Raw genomic sequence first — 21,470 nt, forward strand, 5'->3', positions numbered from 1 at the left:
GTGGCAGAGGGTAGCCTTGCCGGGTTGGATTGCGCCACCTGCCACCACAAAGACTGTGACGGGGGCAAAGGCTTGTGCCCGCCTTATGAATACAACGGGGAACCGATAACAGGTTGCCCGTTAAATTATGCCACGGCAGAAACCAGGATGATGATGCGGTATTTCAAGCACTATCAAAATGGTTTCCTGCCGACACAAGGCGGGATCACCGACCAACCAAATATCCTGATGCGGGCGTTTGAAATTTTAGATTCAATCGTCGCCGAGCACAGGGAAGAAGAAGCCGAACGGGAAAGACAAAGAGCAAAACGAAATGGCAGATAAAGCAGCAGAGCTCAGTATCATCATGCGGGCAAAGGATCAGGCCACTAAAATCATTCGGCCAATCCAAAAGCAGCTATTGCGCCTCCGTGCTTTTGCTAGAGACAATGCTGCTGAAATTGCCCGAGTCGGTAAAGCGGCTCTGGCCACCAGTGCCGCCGCTGGGGTGCTGTTCACCGCTGGGATCGTTCAGGCTGCAAACTTCCAGCAGTCGATGGCGGATGTTAATGCCATTGTCAACGCCACGCCCGGAGACCTTCAAAAAATATCCGCCTCCGCTCGTGAGATGGGTGCCACCACCGCTTTTGCGGCCAGTGAAGCGGCAACAGCTCAATTTCTTCTCGCTCAATCCGGACAAAAGACCGGTGAAATCATTGAAACCCTGCCAGCGGTTATTGCCCTGGCCTCTGCACAAAGTCTGGATCTTGCTTTTGCCACAACGGTGGTCACCGATGCGCTTGGACAGTTTCAATTGCAGGCGGATCAATCCGCTCGTGTGTCCAACGTTCTGGCCGCAGCTACTTCCAATTCCAAAACCAATTTAAGCCAGTTGCAATTGGCTATGAGGCAATCTGCTCCCATTGCGGCATCCCTTGGACTTTCCATTGAGCAAACGGTTGGTGCTTTGGCAGGGTTTGCCCAGGGCGGTACCAAAGGCGAACAGGCAGGCACGAAATTACGCACCGTCATTTCCAGGCTTATTGCGCCTGCCGGTGAAGCTGCGGAAATTTTAGAGAAGAACGGGATCTCCGCATTTAACGCCCAGGGAGAATTTCTTTCCTTTGTCGACATCCTGAAACAGTTTGAAGCGGCCAATTTGAGCGCGGCGGATATTGTCCGGGTCTTTGGTGAAGAGGGAGGCCCTGGCCTTGTCACCTTGTTATCAGTTGGATCCGCAGAAGTGGATCGGCTCACCAACGCCATCACCGGCACCAATGAAGCGGCCCGGCAGGCCAAGGCCCGTCTGGATTCATTAGCGGGGGATTTTAAAATTCTCAAATCTGCAGTGGAAGAAGCCTTGATTTCTATTGGAGAGTTTCTCCTTCCTGTTTTGCGCGGTTTGGTAACTATCGTCAACAAAGTGGTTGATATTTTCAATTCGCTTCCAAAACCCATTCAACAATTCATTGTTGTAGTCGGTCTGGCTGTCACGGCTGCCACAGCCCTGGTCGCCGTAGGTGCATTGTTGTTTGCTGTCCTGTCTCCGCTCATTGCGGCTTTTGGTGGTATTGCGGCGGCGGTAACAGGGCTCGGGATAACATTAATAGCCCTTACGGGTTTCTTCGCCGCTTTTATTGATGTGGTGATTGGCCTGGGAAATAACTTAACCGGTATGGGCACCAAGACAGATGATGTGACCGATGCCCTGAATAAAATGAACAAGAAGGTTGCCGATACCCGAGAGGAATCAAAAAACCTAAGGGAAGAAATCGAAAAGGTTAAACAACAAAATGAAGAACTAAAAAAGACCCAGGACAAATTGAACAGTCCGGAGCACCTCGAAGCGGTTAAAAAAATCAAAGGGCAATTAGCCGAAGAGCAGAAAACAGTTGAAGAATTAAAAAAGGAACTGGAAAAGGTCAAAGAAGTGCGTGAGGGCCTTTTGGAAGTGACCGAAGCGGAAACCAAGGCGATTGAAAAAAATACGGATGCCGTCAAACAGGCGGTGGTTGAAGAAAAACGATTGGCCGCTGAAAAAGAAAGATTGAAAGAAAAAATGGAGGCCGAGAAAAAAGCCGCGCAGGAACTCGACCGGGCCTTTTCTACCCTGGGCATTCAAAACCTCACCAAGGAAGCGGAGGATTTAAACAAAGCCTTCGAAACGATTCAGCAGTCCGGCACCGTTTCAGGAGAAGACACCGAGCGTGCCTATGAGGCTCTTCAGTTGCGACTGGAAGAATTGACCGATACCTCTAACGTTTACCGCGATGGGCTCCAGCAAGAGTTGGACGTGCTGCAACGCCGCCGTGCCATTGTGGCCGATGCGCTTCAAGGCGAAATCGCCGCCCGTCAGGCGGTTGAGCAAATGTTGCAAAGAAATGTCGAGGCGCAGGAGCGGTCTGTACAAAAAATAAAAGAATTCAAAAATCAAATAAATCAAATTGCTGTAGGTCGTGAAGATATTTTATTCGAGGTCAGTATTAAGGGGTTAGATAATCCTGAAAAGCTACAGGCAAGGATACAAAAAGTTGCAAGGGATGCCAGCGTAATAAATGCAGGTGGAGATGATATTAGTAAAAAGGTTTCATCGTTTCAAAAATTAATTGATATGAATGCGACATTCATTCGGCAATCTGAGGCCGGGTCTCAGAACGAAAAGGCGGCTCTTGCTATTGATCTCCAGCTACGAAACCAACAGCAAAACTTAATACAGAAGCAGACTAAATCAGAAGAACAAAACCAACAAAACCTACAGAGCCAATCAGACCAGCTATTAACCGTAAAAGACAACGCAATCGCTGCCCTGGAGCCTTTGCAACAGATTGATGAGGCCATAAAAAATCTAAAGCTTGAGATCGACACCAAGTCCCTGGATGAAGCCGTGAAAAAAGCCCAGAAGACTCGGGAAAAATTTGAATCCACGTTTGGGAAGCCTATCACTCAGATTGTTAAGGTTGTTGAGCAGACCGGCAAAGCGTCCAAAGAAGCGGTTAAAAAAACCGACGCGTCTAAAAGTGACGGTGCTTCTGGAGGTGGTAAAAGTTCAGGCGGTTCCGGTGAAGCTGAAGCCAGCTTTGCTGTGGGTGTTCGAAACGTGCCGCGCAATATGCTGGCGCAACTCCATAAAGGGGAGGCCGTTCTAAACAGAGATACGGCCAGAAACTTCAGGGCCGGTGCTTTTAAAGGGGCAGGGGCATCCTTCGGTGATATCAATATCAATCTCCCTCCTGGTGCAACCATTGACCGCAACACTGTGCGCCGTTTCATTATTCCGGAACTAAAAAAAGCGGGATTGAAAAACGCCTTTGGACCGGGGAGGAAATAATGTCATTCGGTCTTTATTATCCAAACAAGGCGGGGTTCACCACAAAATGGGAGCCGCAATTCCCTCCGGATGTTCCACTCCAGATGGGAAAGGATCAGCCTGAGCAAGTGACCTCTGTTCTTTCCGGTGGCGAAATCATTGTGCAAAACAAGGGCGCTGCCCGGCGCACCTGGTCTTTGCCGTTCACCCTCATGAGTGATGCCGACCGCGCATCCCTGGAAACGTTCTGGGATACGGTGGGCAAAAGTTTTAAATCGTTCGAAATGGATGATGGCACCGGAACACTTTTCACGGTTCGCATCATGAATGCTCTCGAATTCGAAAAATTCCAGGTCAATAACTGGTCGACCACACTGGAGCTTCGGGAAGAATGAGAACTTTTTCCAGCGGTGTGACCGCAGAAAAAAATAAAAGCGCCAATGAACCGGTATCGGTTTTAAAAATGGTGTGGCCTGTGGTGAATGGCAACCCTGCCATTACTCTGTACTTTTCAGATCGGACCATGACCATCGGTGTCACCACCTGCATTGCCAACGTTATCAATTGGGCGGAGGTCGATCACCTGTTGACCCAGGGCGAAAGCGCCGGACGTTCCATTGCCGATAGCCAGGTGGAGCTTTCGAACGCTGCACTTGATTATGGTTCCGGTGTTGAACGCTTTTCAGAACTCATTGGACGCTACCCGTTGGAAGCCGCAACCGCTACTTTGTATCAGTGGTTTGGTGGAGCAAGCCTGGATGAAAGCGACCTCACTCCGCTCCTGGTTGCCGAGTGTGAGCCAGTGGAATGGAATGAGCAATCTATCGTGATCGATATGACGCTCATCAGTTCCCTTTATGGTGAAGAGGTCATTTGCCGAAAGATCACAACCAACGAATACCCGAACGCGCCGGAATCTTCAATCGGACAGCGTATGCCCATCATCATCGGTACAGTTCCCGGTGTTAAAGCCATTCCCGTACGCAAGGCCAACCGTACAGAAGTCTCTTCGATTGCAAAGCCGGGAGACACAACACTTGACGTGCGCGACACGTCCAAGTTTCCCAGTGCAGGATCCTTGCTGTTGGGTGAAGATGCGATCACATTCACGGGGAAGACAGCCACACAGTTCACCGGATGCTCCGGGATCAACACCCTGCATTTTGCCGATGAAGAGGTGATCGAGAATATCTCAGACTTTCGCTGTTTGTGTTTCGACAAGAACCATCCCATTTCAGCTATCACTCAGGTGCGGGTTGGGGAGGATCCTGACAATTCCGCAACGATTGATCTGCCCAATGGCGAAGTGGTTTTTTCAAAGACACCCAGAAAAAGAATCGGAGTCGATACCCGGTTCCAATTGATTCGATTTGATGCGGTAGAAGCCGGAACAACCGCCTTGAATCCGGCCAATGCCCTCACGCTGGACGATAAGGGCGTATACGCCACGCTAAACAAAACAGCGCACAGGCTTTGGCTCAGGCAGACGGATGCAATGGGTGCCCTGGGTGAAATGGGGAAAACCGAATTAAGGGTTGAGCACTTTGCCGAGGAAAAATACAACCCGGATTTTGTGAAGGTGATCGTAAACGGTCAGGTGATCGGGAACCTTTCAAAGCCGGGTGATGATGACAAAGCCGATGTCCAGGGAACGGCAGATGAAATCGTTTCTGTCATTGATAATCTGGATTTTCCGATCAACGTGCCAACTCCGACCATCAGTGCCAGTACCGACGCGACTAGGACGGAACAACAATTCGGCCAGGGCGGCACTAGTGGGCAGCGCCTTAAAACAACCAATGTGACAGATCCTATGGCCGTCAACAGCATCCCGATAACATTTGGGGCTGTTTCATCGGGAGTAATAAAAGCAGAGTATTCAGTCTCGATTGGGCTTTATGACCTGACAATTATTGAAAACGTATTCCCACAGGTCCACCTAGGCGGGCGTCCTGTCGCGATTTGGACACAACCTGTATTTAATTTGCCATATGTGTTTGAATACGTAACATCTTTTACTATTGATGGCCCGAACCAACCAGCGTCTATGAACTTTACGATGGTTAATGGGCCAGCATCCGCCAAAATTGACATTATTAATGTTTCAAGAACCCTTCACTATAACGCCACTGTTTGGGCTTCACAGTCCGCGCAGAATACAAATCGGCAGGGCGGAATCAACGATGTCAACATTAACGCTAACCTGAATGTTTCGACCGAAAAATCCACGAATGGAATTGTCGATCTGTTCGATATCACTTCGATCATCAATAATGACTGGAACGCCTTCACCAACATGCTGGTTGAGTTTGAATTCACCGGATCGTCAAGTGATCGAAATGTTTTCGTTATCGGAGCGGAACTCGCTCAGGAATTCCACACGGCACGGTATCAGGCCACTGACCAGGTCTTTGTCGATTGCGTGGGATTGATCGATGATGGCGCAGGCACGGTGACCGGCACACCCAATGCTGTCATTGAAACGGTGCCGGATTTTTTAAAGTGGTCCGTGATTGTGGCAAAGGGTCTGCCAGCATCCACCATCCACACCGCATCTTTTGACGCTGCCGCTACTAAATTCACGAACGCTATTGCCGGAGGTTATAAGGTCGCCGGAGTAATCGACGGGGAAACCACGTTCGATGATCTGTGGGCTCAATGTGAATTTGAAGCGCGGTGCCAGTTCTTCTTTGATGCCGAAGGAAAAGCACGTCTCATTTTCCGCCCAAAAAACAACAGCGCGGAGGTTGATGGCGAAGAGGTATTAACCGTCACTCAGGGCATGGTGAAGCTTGCCGATAATGGCGTTGATATGGTGAAGTTCACCCGCACACCCAAGACGGAACTGGCCAATACAATCGATCTAAAGTATGCGCGGGATTATTTTAAGAATGCCTGGTCAAAAGATGTGTCTCTGACTGATGCGGTTTCTGTTGGCCTTTACGGAAAAAAGGAAAAGCACCCAACGAATGAATGGGAGTTGTGGTTTTGCCGGTCTGCGGAGCAAGCGCAGAACGTCGGGGAATTCTGGATGTCGCAACTCAGTGCGCCGAGCACCTTGGTTGAGATCGGGGTTTCGTTAAAACAAATGGAGCTGGAGCGTGCGGACATTGTGAAATTCGATCACCCATTGGGAAACCTTTCCAGTATTTTTTCAGAAGTTCTTCCCGGCCAGCATATCGTGGGCTCCGGACGCGATCAGGTTCAGGATCATGTCATGCTGGCTCTTCGCCTATTCCCGGTAGCGTTTTTGCGCGAAAATCTTTCCGAATCTATCGGAATTTCAGAATCACTCATCGTTAATATCGGGTTCTTGTTCACACTCACGGACAACACAGAAATTTTGGAGACCCTGCTCACGTCTTTTAAAAATGAATTGAGCGATAGCGCTGAAGCTCAGGATGTGATTGAAGTTTTGATCGATGCTGTCAATTCAGACAGCGCTGAGGTGGCTGATCTTTTCAAAAGCTTCCATTTTACAGGCGGTGCGGATTTTATAAATTCAACAGAAAAAGTAAGAGCTTCAGACGGTACAGGCTGGGGAACGCAGAAATGGGGGAATAGCTACTATGGTGGATCGGAGGTGCTTGTCGCATGAAAAACAATTCGGATATTATTCGCCCGGTTCAACTTCAAAAAGTCATTGCTACTCTTTTAGATGAGAATGGGAACGTAAAGGAAAAATCTGAAATTTTAAAAGATCAATCCGGGAAAGTGGTGTCGAGTAAAACCATAAAGCATGGGAGAAAGAAATGATTACAAATGTCGGGCTTGATCACATTGCGGATCAGATGTCTGCGAAGGCGGCAGCCGCAATGTCCCACATGGCAATAGGAGTGGGAACAACAGCAGCGGCGGCGGGTGATACCGCCCTTGAAAACGAGAGCGCCCGCGTCGCGTTTGATTCAAAAACAAGAACCGGTGCAAGGGTTGATTATATCGCTACATTCGGCGCGGGTGTTGGCACCGGTGCGATTACAGAGGCCGGTGTGTTGAACGCAGGAGCCTCTGGTGATTTGTTAACCCGCCACGTGTTTCCTGTTAAAAACAAGGGAGCCAACGACACGCTCATCATTGAAGTTCAAAATACTTACCAGAGGGTGTAATGGCAGAAACCAGCACAGACCTTTTGGGGCTGATACAACCAGCGGAAGATGATGCCGCCTGGAAGGACAAGGTTGACCCCTGGGCCGATAAGATTGATGAAATCGCCCGGCAGTATATTCCTTTTTATATCGCTGGTGAGGCGGTAGACGAAGAGATCATCCTGAATGGTTTCAAATTCAACCATGATGTTGATATCTCCGGGGTCAGTATGTTTGCGCGATCCGGGCCAACAGGCAGTGCGCTTCAGCTCGATTTTCTTAAAGACGATGCTGAACAATCCAAGCTGGTCACCATCAATGCTGGCAGTGTTCATAGTTTCAGTGCTGTTACTGGCCTTGAATATCTTCAAACACCCAGCGTTGAAGAGCTGGGTTTGAAAATAAAAAATGTAGGGTCTACCAATCCGGGTGCGGAAATCTGGGGATTGATCCATTACAACGTGAAGCCCATTCCAACACCTTAATCATATTCAATTTATTTGGTGAAAATATGGAATCAAGGTTCAAACGCCCCTGGGATAAAACTTGGCCGAGGCGAATGCTTTTGGTGGTTATTTTTATTCCTATGGTGTTTTGGGCTTTTTTTAAAGAAATGGTATTGGCCATTTCACATGCCTTGAGACAGATCAAAGAAGCGGTTTTAAGTTTATGGAAAGAAGAGGATTTAGATGACAATCAATTATAAAGGTGATGCGGTACGCGCCATCTCTACGCTCGGATTGGGCGGTGTCGACATTACCAAATGGCCGATAACGGATGCAGAAGTGGCCGCTCTAAAATCCAATATTGGCTATGCGCTTGCCTTAACTTCCGGCCTTTCTGCGCTCGGTCAACTTAGCCTGGTCGACGGCATCGTCAATCCCTTCAGCACTGAAAGTGAAATCGACCTGGGAGCATCGTCCAATCAGGTCTATAACGCCACCAGTGATTTATACGCTCCCAAAAAAAGCGTCTTCCCAGGCACCGAAGTCACGTCCAACCCCATTGATACTGATTCAGGCACGTGGGCAGATTACACCATGCGTATACTCGTCCCGGCCTCCCAGATTTCTGCTGATGGGACTTTTATAAAAGTACGGTTCGAAGCTTCGGCAACTGAAGGTTTGAAAATCGACAACGCCTCCATTGTTGAGCGTAGTTCCGGGGCGGACGGTGTTGGTGTTCCGACCGAGCTTTTATTTTCTGCCGCGTCTGGATTCGATATAGCCGCTGGTGCTCAAATTGAAAGTGATGCTCTTGAGTTTTCTCTGGATTCGACCAAGGATTATCTGATTTGCGTCGATGTCTCGAACGATACAGCAAAAGATTTGAGTCGGGGAAATGCTGGAGGAAATTTATCCCGTTATTACAAAGCAGCTACCAACTCATACAACACCCAGACGCTGGCCGGAGCCACTTTTAACAGTGGCACTTCTTCCTTTGTTAACAGGATCACCGTGGGCTTATCTGAAAATATGATCGTGCAGTCCAACGCGATCACCGCCAACGCTGTGCCAACTGAGGCGCATTTAAGTTTTGTATTGATTGCTCCTGGTGCAGTGCCTGATACGGATATCAAAGGGTATGTATCGCGAGATGGTGGCACCACCTTCACACAGGTACCGCTCTCCAGCCAGGCGGTTGGATTTCCCTGGAATGTGGTCCATTTCGGTGGAGTAGATATATCAGGCCAGCCCAGCGGATCATCCATGAAATGGAAATTTGAATCCGCAAATAACACGGATTTGAATTTTGAAAACGTCACTCTTCTTTGGAACTAAAATTATGACTCAATTTCGGATTCAGCAGGACTCACCAAACCCTGTAACCAACATTAAAAGAGAAGCGGGCAGGCGAATTGTCGAAGTGGCCGGATCGATCACCAAGCAGATCAACCTCCAGGCGCGGTTTTCCATCCTTCAGTTAAAGGAAATGCGTGGAACCATAACGCCACCGGAATCTGCCGAGCTGGATAAGATTGTAAATGTCTGGGATTGGGTGCAGGAAATGCGGGATGCCAGCAAGACGTTGGAGGTTTCCAAACCAGCCGATTTTAAGGACAAGAAACACTGGCCGAAACCACCGGCCCAGGCCGAACGGCCAGAAAAAGCACAAAAGAAAAAATAAGGAGCAGGCCGGGTGCTGGAACACCCGGACCGACCTGTGTGGACCAGGCCACGGATAAACCGCTACTCCCATCATAGAACCGGAGCAGTTTACCACGTGGAGCTTGAATAAAAATGAAGTCGTTTTTTGGTTGGGTTGGGGGCAAGAGTCAACTTGCTCCGAAAATCGTAAAGGAATTTCCGAAGCATCACACCTACGTCGAAGTGTTTGGCGGCGCGGGTTGGGTGCTTTTTCAAAAAGACCAGGCGCAGAGTAAAGTTGAGGTCTATAACGATATCAACGGGGACCTGGTCAATTTGATGACCGTGGCCAAGCACCGGCCATCGGCGCTTTCCGAATCCATGCGGAACCTTCTATTTTCCCGCCAAATGATGAAGCGATGCCTTGAACCAGGTGATCACCTCGGCGAGGTGGATCGCGCCTCCCGGTTTCTGTATCTGATAAAAAATTCCTTTGGTGCCAAGCTTGGAGCCGGTTGGGCAATGAGCCGCAAGAGTCCGCCTCGAACTTTGATCAATGGGGAGTTGGTGCAACAGGTGAGTGAACGATTAAAGAAAGTCTACATCGACCACCAGGGCTTTGGGAAGCTCATTCCATTATGGGATTCAAAGCAGACTCTGTTCTATCTGGACCCGCCTTACAGTGGGGATCTGGGAAAGCATTACCAGCATCAGATGGCCCTCGAGGACCATGAAAAGTTGAGGAGAATTCTGGGGAAGGCAAAAGGGAAGTGGATCCTCAGCTACGATGCTTCCCCTGCCATCCGCAAGCTTTACAAAGGCTACCGCATGAAAACCCTCGACATCAAATACAGCCTCAACAACAAAACCACCAAACAAACCCGACAGGAGCTTTTGATCTCAAACTGCTAGAATATTGGGGTATAATTTTTGAAACGATATTCTTATGCAGGGAGATTTTATGGTTGAAGGATTGGCTCTTGGAATAGCAATAATTGGTGCTGGCCTAGGGATTTTAAACACTTGGAAGGTTTATGACAGGGACAGGATTAAAATCAAAGTACTACCAATGTCAATTCTGATAGTAAATCCAGGCCATATTGATGAACGGCCACGATTGGGGATAAAAATTATCAACGTAGGTCTTGTGTCTGCAACAATAACCAGTGTGGGTTTGAAAATGAAGGATGGGGCAAATATGGTTTTTATGGAGCCTCAAATAACCAATGGTAAACGGTTGCCTCTCACTCTTGAGCCTAGAAGTTCAATTACGGTTTCTACTGATCAAGACCCTGAACTTAAAGATTTTAGATATAAAAATGTTATTTCAGCATTCGCCCAAACTGAGTGCGAGAACACTTTCACTGGTAAGAGCAAGGCCCTAAAACAAGTAATTTCCCGAGCTAAAAGTGCGCATGGTTAATAGATCTTAACAAACGAGGGAATGGAATGACTAAAAATTTAGGTGATGAAATATATTCAATAATTTCAGATACAAGAAAGAAAATTTTAAGCGTCGGAATACAGGTTCAATTATCCTATACGTCCTTTCAATTTATGAAAAATGAATTAGAAAAAACTGGGCAAGAGAGATTTGACCTTCAATACCCTATTGGGCAAGAGCTTAATGGAGAGCCAACATTAACTAAAAGCAATTTTAGTAAGGAAGAAATTCTCTTTCAGTACGATATGCTTTCAAACACTCAACTAGCTATCGGAGGGATCTATTCGTTTGTGGCTTTTATGGAAACCATGTTTTCAGATCTAATTACAGCCATAGTTTTAAAGTATCCAGAAAAATTACCAGGGAATAAAAAAATTGATTTGTCTGATGTTCTAAAATGCGAAAATATAAAAAGCCTTCATATCGTCGCAGTTCAGAAGCTAATGCATGAATTGACATACAAGTCTCCAAAGGATTTTGCAGAATCAATTAAAAATATTATTGATATAAGTTTATTAAAAGTAATTGAATATCAAAAATATATTGAGATAAAGGCGACCAGGGACATTCTGATCCACAACCAAGGAATTGCAAATGAGATATATTGTTCTAAGGCTGAATCACTTTCGCGGGCTAAAGCTGGGGAGATCCTGCATATTGATAATTATTATTTCCTGTCTTGTTATGAAACCTGTTTGCAGCTTACCGAATATTTAAGGGATCATTTTCATAAGAAATGGCATAGCCTTGTCCTAGAGAATGAAATAATGGAACGTAAGAAGAAATTAAGTGACCCCACATACCCGCCCTCTTAGCAAGGACTGTGCCATTCTCAAATCCTATTTTTCGAAAAATCTCGTTCTATCTGTCAAAAAATCCCGGAGTAATTGCAACGTTATATTCTTTCTGTTAGAGAATTTAGCTTCTATTGAAAATTTGGAGTTCCATAAGGGTGGTGGGACTTGGGTATGAATTTTTCTTTTAGAAGTTTTTTTCCCCTGCCAAAGCTTTGGTTCTTTTATAGATGGCTTTAATGGAGCTTATGTTTTAGCAATCAATTCTGGAAAAGTATAAGAGCGTTTTGGAAATAACTCCTCAAATATTTGTCAATATTTATAAAGTATTGGAAATCCTCCCAAAAAAATAGAAAATTCAATTAATTTCGGATTTCTGAATTTGCTAATTGACTTGCTAACAACGATATAGTGTAATCCGGAAATATATTGGGTTTCATTGAATTAATCTCTAATTAAGTCATTTCTTGAAAAAATAAAATAAAACTTAGATCGTATTAATTGACGGGGAACCAATTCTTTTCCAAAGCAAATCATAGATTGGTCACTTGCTGGAGTTTCATTGATGACCGAAAAGTTCTTTGAACGCCCGATTCTAAACTCACCATACGAATACCCCTCTCGTCACTGGGAACTGGGTGATGATGGTCAACCGACTCAAAAAATTATAGAAGGTCGTCGTAGCGCAGAATTCATCACTCCCATCCCAAAGCCTCGAAAACGTAAAAGTTCAACCAAACAATCGGACTTGCCATTTGATGAAGGCAAAGGGCTTTCAACAGAAGATCAAAAATACGACCCTAATCCGCTAATAAACGATCTACGCAGGCAACTCGATAAATGGCGAAAGATTCCGGATCCGAGTAACTGGCAAGTCACGCCCGAAACTGCTCGACTGCTTCAGCATTGGCGGCACCACAAATTTAGCGATATCCGTCCATTCTTTTGCCAGGTAGAGGCCATCGAAACCGTCATTTGGCTAAACGAAGTCGCACCGCAATCCGGAAAAACAGGCAAAGCTTTTATTGAACATCTGGCCAACGCAAATAATGACGCCAACCCGGAACTGATGCGCCTCGCTTTGAAACTGGCAACGGGTGCAGGGAAGACAACTGTCATGGCCATGCTCATAGCCTGGCAGACAGTCAACGCGGTAAGGAGACCTCAAAGCCAAAAGTTTACCCGTGGTTTTTTAATTGTTGCCCCGGGCCTGACCATCAAAGATCGTCTGCGAGTTCTCCAGTCAAATGATCCCGATAGCTACTACGCCAGTCGTGAACTGGTTCCGAATGATATGTTGCCAGACCTGGATCGCGCCAAGATTGTTATTACCAACTACCATGCCTTTAAGTTGGGAGAAAGAATCGATATCTCTAAAGGCGGACGCTCTCTCTTGCAAGGTCGTGGTGAAGAGCTGAACACACTCGAAACCGAAGGCCAGATGTTGCAACGGGTGATGCCAGACCTGATGGGAATGAAGAACATCATGGTCCTGAATGATGAGGCTCACCATTGCTACCGTGAGAAACCTAAAAAAGAGGATGAAGACCCGCTCAAAGGAGATGAAAAAAAAGAAGCCGAAAAAAATAAAGAGGCTGCCCGGATTTGGATTAAAGGCCTGGAGATGGTTAACCGAAACCTGGGCGTATCAAGAGTAATGGATTTATCTGCCACACCGTTCTTCCTGAGCGGCTCGGGTTATGCAGAAGGGACGTTGTTTCCCTGGACGATGAGTGACTTCTCGCTAATGGACGCCATCGAGTGCGGAATAGTGAAACTACCGCGTGTTCCAGTGGCAGACAATATTCCCAGCAGAGAAATGCCGATGTTCCGCAATCTCTGGGAACACATCAAATCTGATATGCCTAAAAAAGGCAGAGGAAAAGGAGCCGTTCTTGACCCCCTGAAATTACCAACCCCACTGAAAACAGCGCTGGAAGCTCTCTACGGTCATTATGAAAAAACCTTCGACTTATGGCAAAAAGCTAATATTAAAGTTCCACCCTGCTTTATTGTCGTCTGTAATAATACGGCAACGTCTAAACTGGTTTACGACTACATTTCAGGGTTCCACCGGGAAAACGAAGATGGCACATCAACTCTTGAGAATGGTCGTCTGAGACTATTTCAAAATTTTGACCAAAATGGAAACCCGATTGCGAAACCCAATACGCTGTTAATCGATAGCGAACAACTTGAGTCTGGCGATGCCCTTGATAAAAACTTTCGCGCCATGGCATCCGATGAAATCGATCGTTTCCGTCGGGATATCATTGAACGTACGGGAGACCGACAAAAAGCAGAAAAAATAACCGATCAGGAATTACTAAGAGAAGTCATGAACACCGTTGGTAAGGAGGGAAGGCTCGGCGGCCAGATCCGTTGTGTCGTTTCCGTTTCCATGCTTACTGAAGGTTGGGATGCCAGCACGGTGACTCATGTCCTCGGAGTTCGCGCTTTTGGCACTCAGCTTCTATGTGAACAGGTTATTGGCCGGGCTTTACGTCGCCAATCCTATGATCTCAATGATGAAAACCTGTTCGATGTCGAATACGCCGATGTGCTGGGGATTCCCTTCGACTTCACAGCAAAACCTGTTATTGCTCCTCCACAACCACCACGGGAGACCATCCATGTCAGCGCCGTGCGCCCGGAGCGCGATGCGCTCGAAATCAGGTTTCCACGTGTGGCGGGTTACAGGGTCGAGCTTCCAGAAGAACGACTGACTGCAAAGTTCAATGATGATTCTGTCATGGAACTGACACCGGAACTGGTAGGACCAACCGTCACAAAAAATTTGGGGATTATTGGTGAAGGGGTTGATCTCAACCTTGTTCACACCGGAGATCTACGCCGTTCCACCATTCTTTTCAACCTCACCCAGCGGTTGCTCTACACACAATGGCGGGACCCGGATGAGGACCCCAAACTTCATTTATTTGGACAGTTAAAAAGGATCACTAAAGAATGGCTCGACAATTGCCTGGAATGCAAGGGCAGCACATATCCGGCTCAACTAATGTATCAGGAGCTGGCAGATATGGCTTGCGAAAACATCACCGCCGCCATCACCCGTTCATTGGTAGGGGAACGCCCCGTTAAGGCAATACTGGATCCCTACAATCAAACCGGTTCCACTCAACATGTGAATTTCAACACCTCAAAGACTCACCGGTGGGAAACGGATTCACGCCACTGTCATATCAACTGGGTCATTTTGGATAGTGATTGGGAAGGGGAATTCTGCCGAGTAGCCGAATCCCATCCGCAGGTCAAAGCCTACGTTAAAAATCACAATCTGGGACTGGAAGTGCCTTACCGTTTTGGCTCGACTTTGCGCACTTACATTCCAGATTTCATCGTCCTGATAGATGACGGCCACGGTGAAAACGATCTCCTGCACTTGGTTGTTGAAATAAAAGGTTACCGTCGTGAAGATGCCAAGGCAAAGAAATCGACTATGGAAACCTATTGGGTGCCCGGCGTGAACAACAATGGCAGTTACGGACGCTGGTCTTTTGCCGAATTCACCGAGGTCTACCAGATCGAATCCGACTTTGAAGAAAAAGTAGAATCAGAATTTAACAAGATGATTGATTCAGTCATTTCCCAGCCTGTGAAATAAGGAAACGTCATGGCTAGTAAGGGCAAGAAAGCTAAAAGTACTCGAAAGTCCAAAAGTAAAAAAAAGGTGGAGACCCTCACCCATGAGGAGGCGTCGCGCAAGAACATCCCCACTGCTGAATACCATTCAGTCCTGCATAAGGAAGAGAAAGACCCGATCCGCGTGGCCTATGAACGCCGCAATAAAGATCTGGACCCACAACTGGTCTGGCGTGGGAAAGATGAACAGGACTGGTCCGATCTAGTGGTGCAGGCACCGCCTGTTTATATTCAGGAAAAAGTGCACCCCAAGGTACTTATCGACGACCTGCTGCGCCAGACCGAGCAGAAAGAAGCCGAGAAAGAAGCCAGTGCAACCGGATTTCAAGCCGGATTCGCCGATTTTTATAATGACTTTAATGGACTTCCGGACGACCATGCCAAAACCGAATTTTACCAACACGATGCCAACTGGTCCAACCGCATAATTCTGGGCGACAGCCTGCAGGTCATGGCTTCACTTGCAGAGCGCGAGGGCCTGCGCGGCAAGGTGCAGTGTATTTACCTCGATCCACCTTACGGAATTAAGTTCAATTCCAACTTTCAATGGTCCACAACCAGTCGTGATGTTAAGGATGGAAATACAGGTCATATCACCCGTGAGCCGGAGCAGGTTAAAGCCTTCCGTGATACCTGGCGCGACGGCATTCACTCTTACCTGACTTATCTGCGAGACCGGTTGACAGTGGTGCGGGACTTGTTATCTGATTCTGGTTCAATTTTCGTCCAAATTGGCGATGAGAATGTTCATCGTGTACGCGCAATGATGGATGAGGTTTTTGGGGAAGAAAATTTTGTCGCACAAATTGGATTTCAAAAGACAGGCGGTTTGGCAGGAAATTATTTGGAATCGACACAGGATTATATTATTTGGTACGGCAAAAATAAAAGGAATTTGAAGTTTAGACAACTTTTTGCGGATCGAAAAGCAGGGCATACATCACTTGATCGTTACGACCAACACGAAAGTGATTTATTTAATGAAGAATCCGTTAGTAAGGCGAAGACCGAAGTTCGAGTCCTTAGGCGGTTTCAGCTTGCACCGCTATATTCCGATGGTGAATCGAGTTCTGGAAGTCACCCAATTGTTTTTCAAGGCACGGAATACAAAATCAGAAGTGGAACACATTGGAAAACACGCCCTGAGGGGAATATACGTCTTTGCAAATCAAATCGTATTAGGAGGATGGGAAAAACCATTCGTTACAAGCGCTTCATTGGAGACTTTAGCGTACTTCCAATGACAGAGCGATGGGACTCAATGCAATTGGGAATTCAAAGAACTTATATAGTTCAAACCGCAGGCGAAGTTATCAAACGCTGTCTCTTGATGACCACCGATCCAGGGGATTTGGTGCTTGATCCTACCTGTGGCTCCGGGACAACAGCTTATGTGGCTGAGCAATGGGGACGGCGGTGGATCACGATTGATACTTCTCGTGTTGCCCTTGCCCTTGCCCGCGCTCGCATAATGGGCGCCCGATACTCCTACTATTTATTGGCGGACAGTAAAGAAGGGCAGGAAAAGGAAGCCAAAGTTACTCAGACGGAGCCGTCCACGGCTTCTACCACAGGTAACATCCGCCATGGTTTGGTGTATGAGCGTGTTCCCCACATCACCTTAAAATCCATAGCTAACAATGCCGAAATCGATGTGATATGGGAAAAGTTTCAGGAATCTCTTGAGCCTCTGCGGGAAAAACTCAACTCAGCATTAAAAGAGAAATGGGAAGAGTGGGAAATCCCTCGCGAAGCCGATGAGGGGTGGTCAAAGAAAGCAAAAGACCTTCACGCCCAATGGTGGAAACAACGCATCGCCCGACAGAAGGAAATCGATGCTTCCATTGCTGCTAAGGCGGAAAATGAATATCTTTATGACAAGCCATACGAGGACAATAAGAAAGTTCGTGTTGCCGGACCCTTCTCCGTTGAAAGTTTATCTCCCCACCGCGTACTGGGTGTCGATGAAAACGATGAGCTGATCGACGGTGTCGCGGAATCCAAAGACGGTTATGGGGAAGGGCAGGATTTCCCCAGTATGATTCTGGAAAACCTCAAGACCGCCGGTGTCCAGCAAGCCCACAAGGAAGACAAAATCAATTTTAATTCACTCACCCCCTGGCCGGGCGACCTGATCTGCGCCGAGGGCAGATATTTTGAAGGCGGCAAGGAAACGGGCGCTGAAAAACGTGCTGCCATTTTCATTGGGCCAGAATTTGGAACTGTTTCCCGGCCTGATCTGGTTTCTGCCGCGCGGGAAGCGGGTGACGCCGACTTTGATGTGCTCATCACCTGCGCCTTCAGTTACGACGCGCACTCCACGGAATTCAACAAGCTGGGCCGTATTCCTGTTCTTAAGGCACGGATGAACGCCGACCTCCACATGGCTGACGACCTTAAGAACACGGGCAAGGGCAACCTGTTTGTCATCTTTGGTGAGCCAGACATCGATATTCTGGATGCTGAGGACGACCAGATTCAAATCAAGGTCAATGGGGTGGACGTGTTTCATCCAAACACCGGCGAAATCCGCAGCGATGGAGCGGAGGGCATCGCCTGCTGGTTTATTGATACTGACTACAATGAAGAAAGCTTCTTTGTCCGCCATGCCTATTTCCTTGGGGCGAACGATCCTTACAAGTCACTAAAAACCACACTCAAGGCAGAAATAAACGAAGAAGCCTGGGCCACCCTCCACAGCGACACTTCCCGCCCGTTTGACAAACCCAAATCCGGCCGCATCGCTGTCAAAGTCATCAACCACCTCGGCGACGAAGTAATGAAGGTGTTTAGGGTAAATGACTGAGTATTCAGCTCTTAATAATTTACTGTGTTTAAGTTAATATGGGAAATGGTTTTGGATAATAACACTTTCATCGATTGAGGATTCAGTGAGCAAAGAAAATCTAAACCCTAATCTTGAAGAGGAAATTGAAGGCCTGGGAGCAGATGAAGATGCTTCTTTGGGTGATTACCCTATTGATACCCTGTTGATAAGAACTGAAACCCGTACGGTTCATGATGTTCTACGAAGAATCGAAAAAGAAACTTTTGTTATGGATCCAGACTTTCAAAGAGATTTTATTTGGCCAGATGATAAGCAAAGTAAGCTTATAGAATCTGTACTTATGAGGATTCCACTACCAGTTTTTTACCTCGCAGAAGATGACAAAGGTCGAAATGTAGTGGTGGATGGATTGCAACGACTCTCTACGTTTCAATATTTCGTAAAAGACAAATTAAAACTAAAATTGCCAAATCAGAGAGAATTGAATAAGAAATTATTCAGTGAGCTATCCCCTAAGTTGCAAAACCGGGTGGAGGACTGCAATTTGGTTCTTTATATTATTGATTCTAAAGTGCCAGAGCAGGCTCGATTAGATATATTTGAACGGGTAAATGGTGGGGTTCCTCTCACTCGCCAACAAATGCGGAACTGCTTATTTATGGGGAAGGCCACTCGACTTTTAAAGACCGAAGCAAAAGCAAAATTATTTTCTGAAGCAACTGGAGGAAGCCTCCGAGCCTCAACAATGAGAGATCGAGAGTTTGTAAATCGGTTTTGCGCGTTTAAAATTTTCCCTTTCGGTGAATATAAAGGAGAAATGGACGAATTTTTGGCGCAGGCATTAAGAAAGATGAATAGTTTGTCAGATGAGCAGTTGAAAGAGTTTTCTAATCAATTTCGAACTAGCCTAGTAAATAATTATAAAGTATTCGGTCGCTATGCATTCAGGAAACATTACGATGGCAGCGGGGGGCAGCGCAACGTAATCAACGCTTCCATATGGGATGTAATGACCACGGGTCTTTCCGACTATCCTGAAGATATTGTAGAAAAGCGTAAAGAGAAGTTAAAGGCAGCTTTTTTTAAGCTAATGGAGGATGCTGAATTTATTAAGTCAATTACCTATGGAACCAACAGCGTAAAAGCCGTCAAGTGCCGATTTGAAATGGCTGGTGAAATGATTGGAGAGGTGTTCGGTGCTTAATCAGTTAACCCTAAAAACATTTAAGTGTTTCGAGTTACTTAAGCTCCCCCTAAGGCCTTTGACAATCCTATCCGGCTCAAATGCATGCGGAAAATCATCTGTTCTGCAGGGTTTAGTTTTACTTTACCAAACCATGCGTGAACATGAGTGGTCCAAATATCTCCTGCTAAATGGTGATTCAATTCAATTAGGCACCGTTTCAGATGTAGTAGATGAAGTCCATAGTAGACGTAGTTTTGAGATTGGTTTGGTTGATGGGGATAGTCGTTGTTATCGTTGGGTGTTTTTTGGGGAACGATCCGAAATGTCTATGAAGATAGAAAATTTAACCATTAACGACAAAACTTATACTCAACCTGAAAAATTAAGATATTTACTACCTGAGGATCAAAATTCAACCACTTCTATCTTTGCCAATCGATTACGGCGACTTACATATATTACTGCTGAAAGAATGGGTCCGAGAGAAATTTATCCACTCGAAGACAAGCAAATAACCTCGGTTGTTGGTTCAATTGGGGAGCATACAGTAAGTTTGTTGCACAGGAATAGGGATGAAAACGTTCTAGAAAAACTTGTTCTTCCAACGGCACCCCCTACTCTTTTAAGGCAGGTTGAGGAACGTATGCGTATCTTGTTCCCAGGGTTTGCATTAAAAGTCGAACAAGTTCAACAAGCAAATGCAGTAATCCTTAGTATCCGAACTTCCGATGACACTGAATTCCATCGGCCAATTCATTCTGGATTTGGAATAACCCAAATCTTACCCATTGTGGTGGCTGCGCTTTCATCTAAAAAGGAAAGCCTTATTTTGATTGAAAACCCTGAGGTGCATTTACATCCAGCAGGCCAAGCCCTTATGGGCCAGTTCCTGGCAGATGTTGCAAGTGCAGGTGTCCAGGTAATAGTTGAATCTCATAGTGACCATGTTTTGAATGGCGTTCGACGGTCCGTTAAATCAGGCTCTTTGTCATCGGAAAATGTGGCTATCCATTTTTTCAAAAAACGTTCTCCTGATGCTAATGACTCCCAGGTCATTAGCCCAACACTAGATAAAACGGGCAACATTGATGTTTGGCCGGAAGGATTTTTTGACCAATTTGATAAGGATATGAATCATTTTGCAGGGTGGGAGGATTAAATTGGAGCTTCTTGTAAATGATTTGTCAATTCAGGGCCAATTTCAGGAGGTAACTGAATTTAAACAGGCTATTAAAAGAGTAATGAAGATGAGGGATGTGGCTAGAAGATATGGGCATCCCATTTATTGTCACCGTAATATTCCATACGTAGATGTTACAAAAACACAAAACATGAAACAGGTAATACAGTTCTTTAGTCATGAAGAAAAACGCGCTCTTACCCAATGGCTAACAAAGAATGGACCATTTTGGGAGGATGATAGAAATCATAGCCCCGATGATTATTTTGAATATAAAGAGGAAATTGTTACCGATACTGCCTTAGGCGAAGCCGCCTACTCTTCTTTTCAGGGGATCGAAAAGCGTTTGGTAAGTCTCAAACCCTCTTCTTGGGAGATATCTCCTCTAAATGTGTCTTGGAATCATGATTCAGGGGCAGTATTCAAAATTGATATCTTCAACCATTGGGAAATTGAAGAACTTGAAAATATACTTAAAAGCCTTCAACCACCTATAGAAAGTTGGACCGAATTGGGTGAGGTTGCCAAAGATAGATTTCAAAATCTTACCTTTTCTGAAAGCTGTTTTGAATATCTAAAAGGTGAACCTTACGCCCCAGGGGCATCAAGGCAGATACAAGTTTTATTGAACACTTTGAATTGTTTTGTGGAATGTTTTGATTCCAATGGGAAAAGAACTCCAGAGGGGCAACAAATTTATCAGGACCATTTTACAGGACAAAAAGCATGGTTTACAGATTCCTCTGATTCGGAAAAAAACGAATTTAAAAGTAAGCTTACCTTTTCCCATCCCGAAATAAATGGTCAAAATCTATTTTGCCCAATGCATGGCAAGGAAAAGAGTCGTCAATTGCGTATCCACTACTCTTGGACCGGTCGAGCTTATGACCCATTGTTTGTTGTTTATGTCGGCCCCAAACTTACAAAAAGGTAAAATATTGTGACTCAGTCTGAAAT

General features: G+C 46.1%; 18 protein-coding genes. All 18 read left to right on the forward strand.

The features are described 5' to 3' along the window. The gene (locus G3M70_07305) at positions 1-324 is read left to right on the forward strand and encodes a hypothetical protein (protein ID QPJ61702.1); all 324 of its coding nucleotides are present in this window, start codon (positions 1-3) and stop codon (positions 322-324) included. After that, positions 314-3,307 (forward strand): phage tail tape measure protein, encoded by a 2,994-nt coding sequence (locus G3M70_07310; protein QPJ61703.1) that lies wholly within the window; start codon positions 314-316, stop codon positions 3,305-3,307. Before G3M70_07305 ends, G3M70_07310 begins: the two co-directional genes overlap by 11 nt. Further along, positions 3,307-3,681, forward strand: coding sequence for a hypothetical protein (locus G3M70_07315; protein ID QPJ61704.1), 375 nt, complete (start codon positions 3,307-3,309; stop codon positions 3,679-3,681). Before G3M70_07310 ends, G3M70_07315 begins: the two co-directional genes overlap by 1 nt. Then, a complete protein-coding gene (locus tag G3M70_07320; protein ID QPJ61705.1) occupies positions 3,678-6,884 on the forward strand; it encodes a hypothetical protein in 3,207 nt (1,068 codons plus the stop codon). The genes G3M70_07315 and G3M70_07320 overlap by 4 nt, the downstream gene beginning before the upstream one ends. Then, positions 6,881-7,042, forward strand: coding sequence for a hypothetical protein (locus G3M70_07325; protein QPJ61706.1), 162 nt, complete (start codon positions 6,881-6,883; stop codon positions 7,040-7,042). The genes G3M70_07320 and G3M70_07325 overlap by 4 nt, the downstream gene beginning before the upstream one ends. Continuing rightward, positions 7,039-7,392, forward strand: coding sequence for a hypothetical protein (locus G3M70_07330; protein ID QPJ61707.1), 354 nt, complete (start codon positions 7,039-7,041; stop codon positions 7,390-7,392). The genes G3M70_07325 and G3M70_07330 overlap by 4 nt, the downstream gene beginning before the upstream one ends. Next, positions 7,392-7,856, forward strand: coding sequence for a hypothetical protein (locus G3M70_07335; protein ID QPJ61708.1), 465 nt, complete (start codon positions 7,392-7,394; stop codon positions 7,854-7,856). The genes G3M70_07330 and G3M70_07335 overlap by 1 nt, the downstream gene beginning before the upstream one ends. 26 nt (positions 7,857-7,882) lie before the next feature. Next, positions 7,883-8,077, forward strand: a complete 195-nt coding sequence (locus G3M70_07340; GenBank protein QPJ61709.1) for a hypothetical protein — start codon at positions 7,883-7,885, stop codon at positions 8,075-8,077. Continuing rightward, positions 8,061-9,152, forward strand: coding sequence for a hypothetical protein (locus tag G3M70_07345; protein ID QPJ61710.1), 1,092 nt, complete (start codon positions 8,061-8,063; stop codon positions 9,150-9,152). Before G3M70_07340 ends, G3M70_07345 begins: the two co-directional genes overlap by 17 nt. Positions 9,153-9,156: 4 nt before the next feature. After that, positions 9,157-9,498 (forward strand): hypothetical protein, encoded by a 342-nt coding sequence (locus G3M70_07350; GenBank protein ID QPJ61711.1) that lies wholly within the window; start codon positions 9,157-9,159, stop codon positions 9,496-9,498. A gap of 113 nt (positions 9,499-9,611) precedes the next feature. Continuing rightward, a complete protein-coding gene (locus G3M70_07355) occupies positions 9,612-10,370 on the forward strand; it encodes a DNA adenine methylase (protein ID QPJ61712.1) in 759 nt (252 codons plus the stop codon). Positions 10,371-10,419: 49 nt separating this feature from the next. Beyond that, positions 10,420-10,881 (forward strand): hypothetical protein, encoded by a 462-nt coding sequence (locus tag G3M70_07360; GenBank protein QPJ61713.1) that lies wholly within the window; start codon positions 10,420-10,422, stop codon positions 10,879-10,881. Between the two features lie 26 nt (positions 10,882-10,907). Then, entirely contained in the window at positions 10,908-11,717 is an 810-nt protein-coding gene (locus tag G3M70_07365) for a hypothetical protein (protein ID QPJ61714.1), read from the forward strand. A gap of 544 nt (positions 11,718-12,261) precedes the next feature. Then, positions 12,262-15,321: a DEAD/DEAH box helicase family protein gene (locus tag G3M70_07370; protein QPJ61715.1), complete on the forward strand. Its 3,060-nt coding sequence runs from the start codon at positions 12,262-12,264 to the stop codon at positions 15,319-15,321. A 9-nt stretch (positions 15,322-15,330) separates the two neighbouring features. Beyond that, on the forward strand, positions 15,331-18,165 hold the full coding sequence (locus G3M70_07375) for a site-specific DNA-methyltransferase (GenBank protein QPJ61716.1): 2,835 nt from the start codon (positions 15,331-15,333) through the stop codon (positions 18,163-18,165). An 85-nt stretch (positions 18,166-18,250) separates the two neighbouring features. Beyond that, entirely contained in the window at positions 18,251-19,351 is a 1,101-nt protein-coding gene (locus G3M70_07380; protein ID QPJ61717.1) for a DUF262 domain-containing protein, read from the forward strand. Continuing rightward, positions 19,344-20,492 (forward strand): DUF3696 domain-containing protein, encoded by a 1,149-nt coding sequence (locus tag G3M70_07385; GenBank protein ID QPJ61718.1) that lies wholly within the window; start codon positions 19,344-19,346, stop codon positions 20,490-20,492. Before G3M70_07380 ends, G3M70_07385 begins: the two co-directional genes overlap by 8 nt. A gap of 1 nt (position 20,493) precedes the next feature. Then, entirely contained in the window at positions 20,494-21,447 is a 954-nt protein-coding gene (locus G3M70_07390; GenBank protein QPJ61719.1) for a hypothetical protein, read from the forward strand. Positions 21,448-21,470: the final 23 nt, after the last annotated feature.

The sequence above is a fragment of the Candidatus Nitronauta litoralis genome (genome assembly GCA_015698285.1).
GTDB classification, from domain to species: Bacteria; Nitrospinota; Nitrospinia; order Nitrospinales; family Nitrospinaceae; genus Nitronauta; species Nitronauta litoralis.

Coding starts and splice junctions, on each gene's coding strand:
- G3M70_07310 (QPJ61703.1), top strand. CDS start 314: ATGGCAGATAAAGCAGCAGAGCTCAGTATCATCATGCGGGCAAAGGAT.
- G3M70_07315 (QPJ61704.1), top strand. CDS start 3,307: ATGTCATTCGGTCTTTATTATCCAAACAAGGCGGGGTTCACCACAAAA.
- G3M70_07320 (QPJ61705.1), top strand. CDS start 3,678: ATGAGAACTTTTTCCAGCGGTGTGACCGCAGAAAAAAATAAAAGCGCC.
- G3M70_07325 (QPJ61706.1), top strand. CDS start 6,881: ATGAAAAACAATTCGGATATTATTCGCCCGGTTCAACTTCAAAAAGTC.
- G3M70_07330 (QPJ61707.1), top strand. CDS start 7,039: ATGATTACAAATGTCGGGCTTGATCACATTGCGGATCAGATGTCTGCG.
- G3M70_07335 (QPJ61708.1), top strand. CDS start 7,392: ATGGCAGAAACCAGCACAGACCTTTTGGGGCTGATACAACCAGCGGAA.
- G3M70_07340 (QPJ61709.1), top strand. CDS start 7,883: ATGGAATCAAGGTTCAAACGCCCCTGGGATAAAACTTGGCCGAGGCGA.
- G3M70_07345 (QPJ61710.1), top strand. CDS start 8,061: ATGACAATCAATTATAAAGGTGATGCGGTACGCGCCATCTCTACGCTC.
- G3M70_07350 (QPJ61711.1), top strand. CDS start 9,157: ATGACTCAATTTCGGATTCAGCAGGACTCACCAAACCCTGTAACCAAC.
- G3M70_07355 (QPJ61712.1), top strand. CDS start 9,612: ATGAAGTCGTTTTTTGGTTGGGTTGGGGGCAAGAGTCAACTTGCTCCG.
- G3M70_07360 (QPJ61713.1), top strand. CDS start 10,420: ATGGTTGAAGGATTGGCTCTTGGAATAGCAATAATTGGTGCTGGCCTA.
- G3M70_07365 (QPJ61714.1), top strand. CDS start 10,908: ATGACTAAAAATTTAGGTGATGAAATATATTCAATAATTTCAGATACA.
- G3M70_07370 (QPJ61715.1), top strand. CDS start 12,262: ATGACCGAAAAGTTCTTTGAACGCCCGATTCTAAACTCACCATACGAA.
- G3M70_07375 (QPJ61716.1), top strand. CDS start 15,331: ATGGCTAGTAAGGGCAAGAAAGCTAAAAGTACTCGAAAGTCCAAAAGT.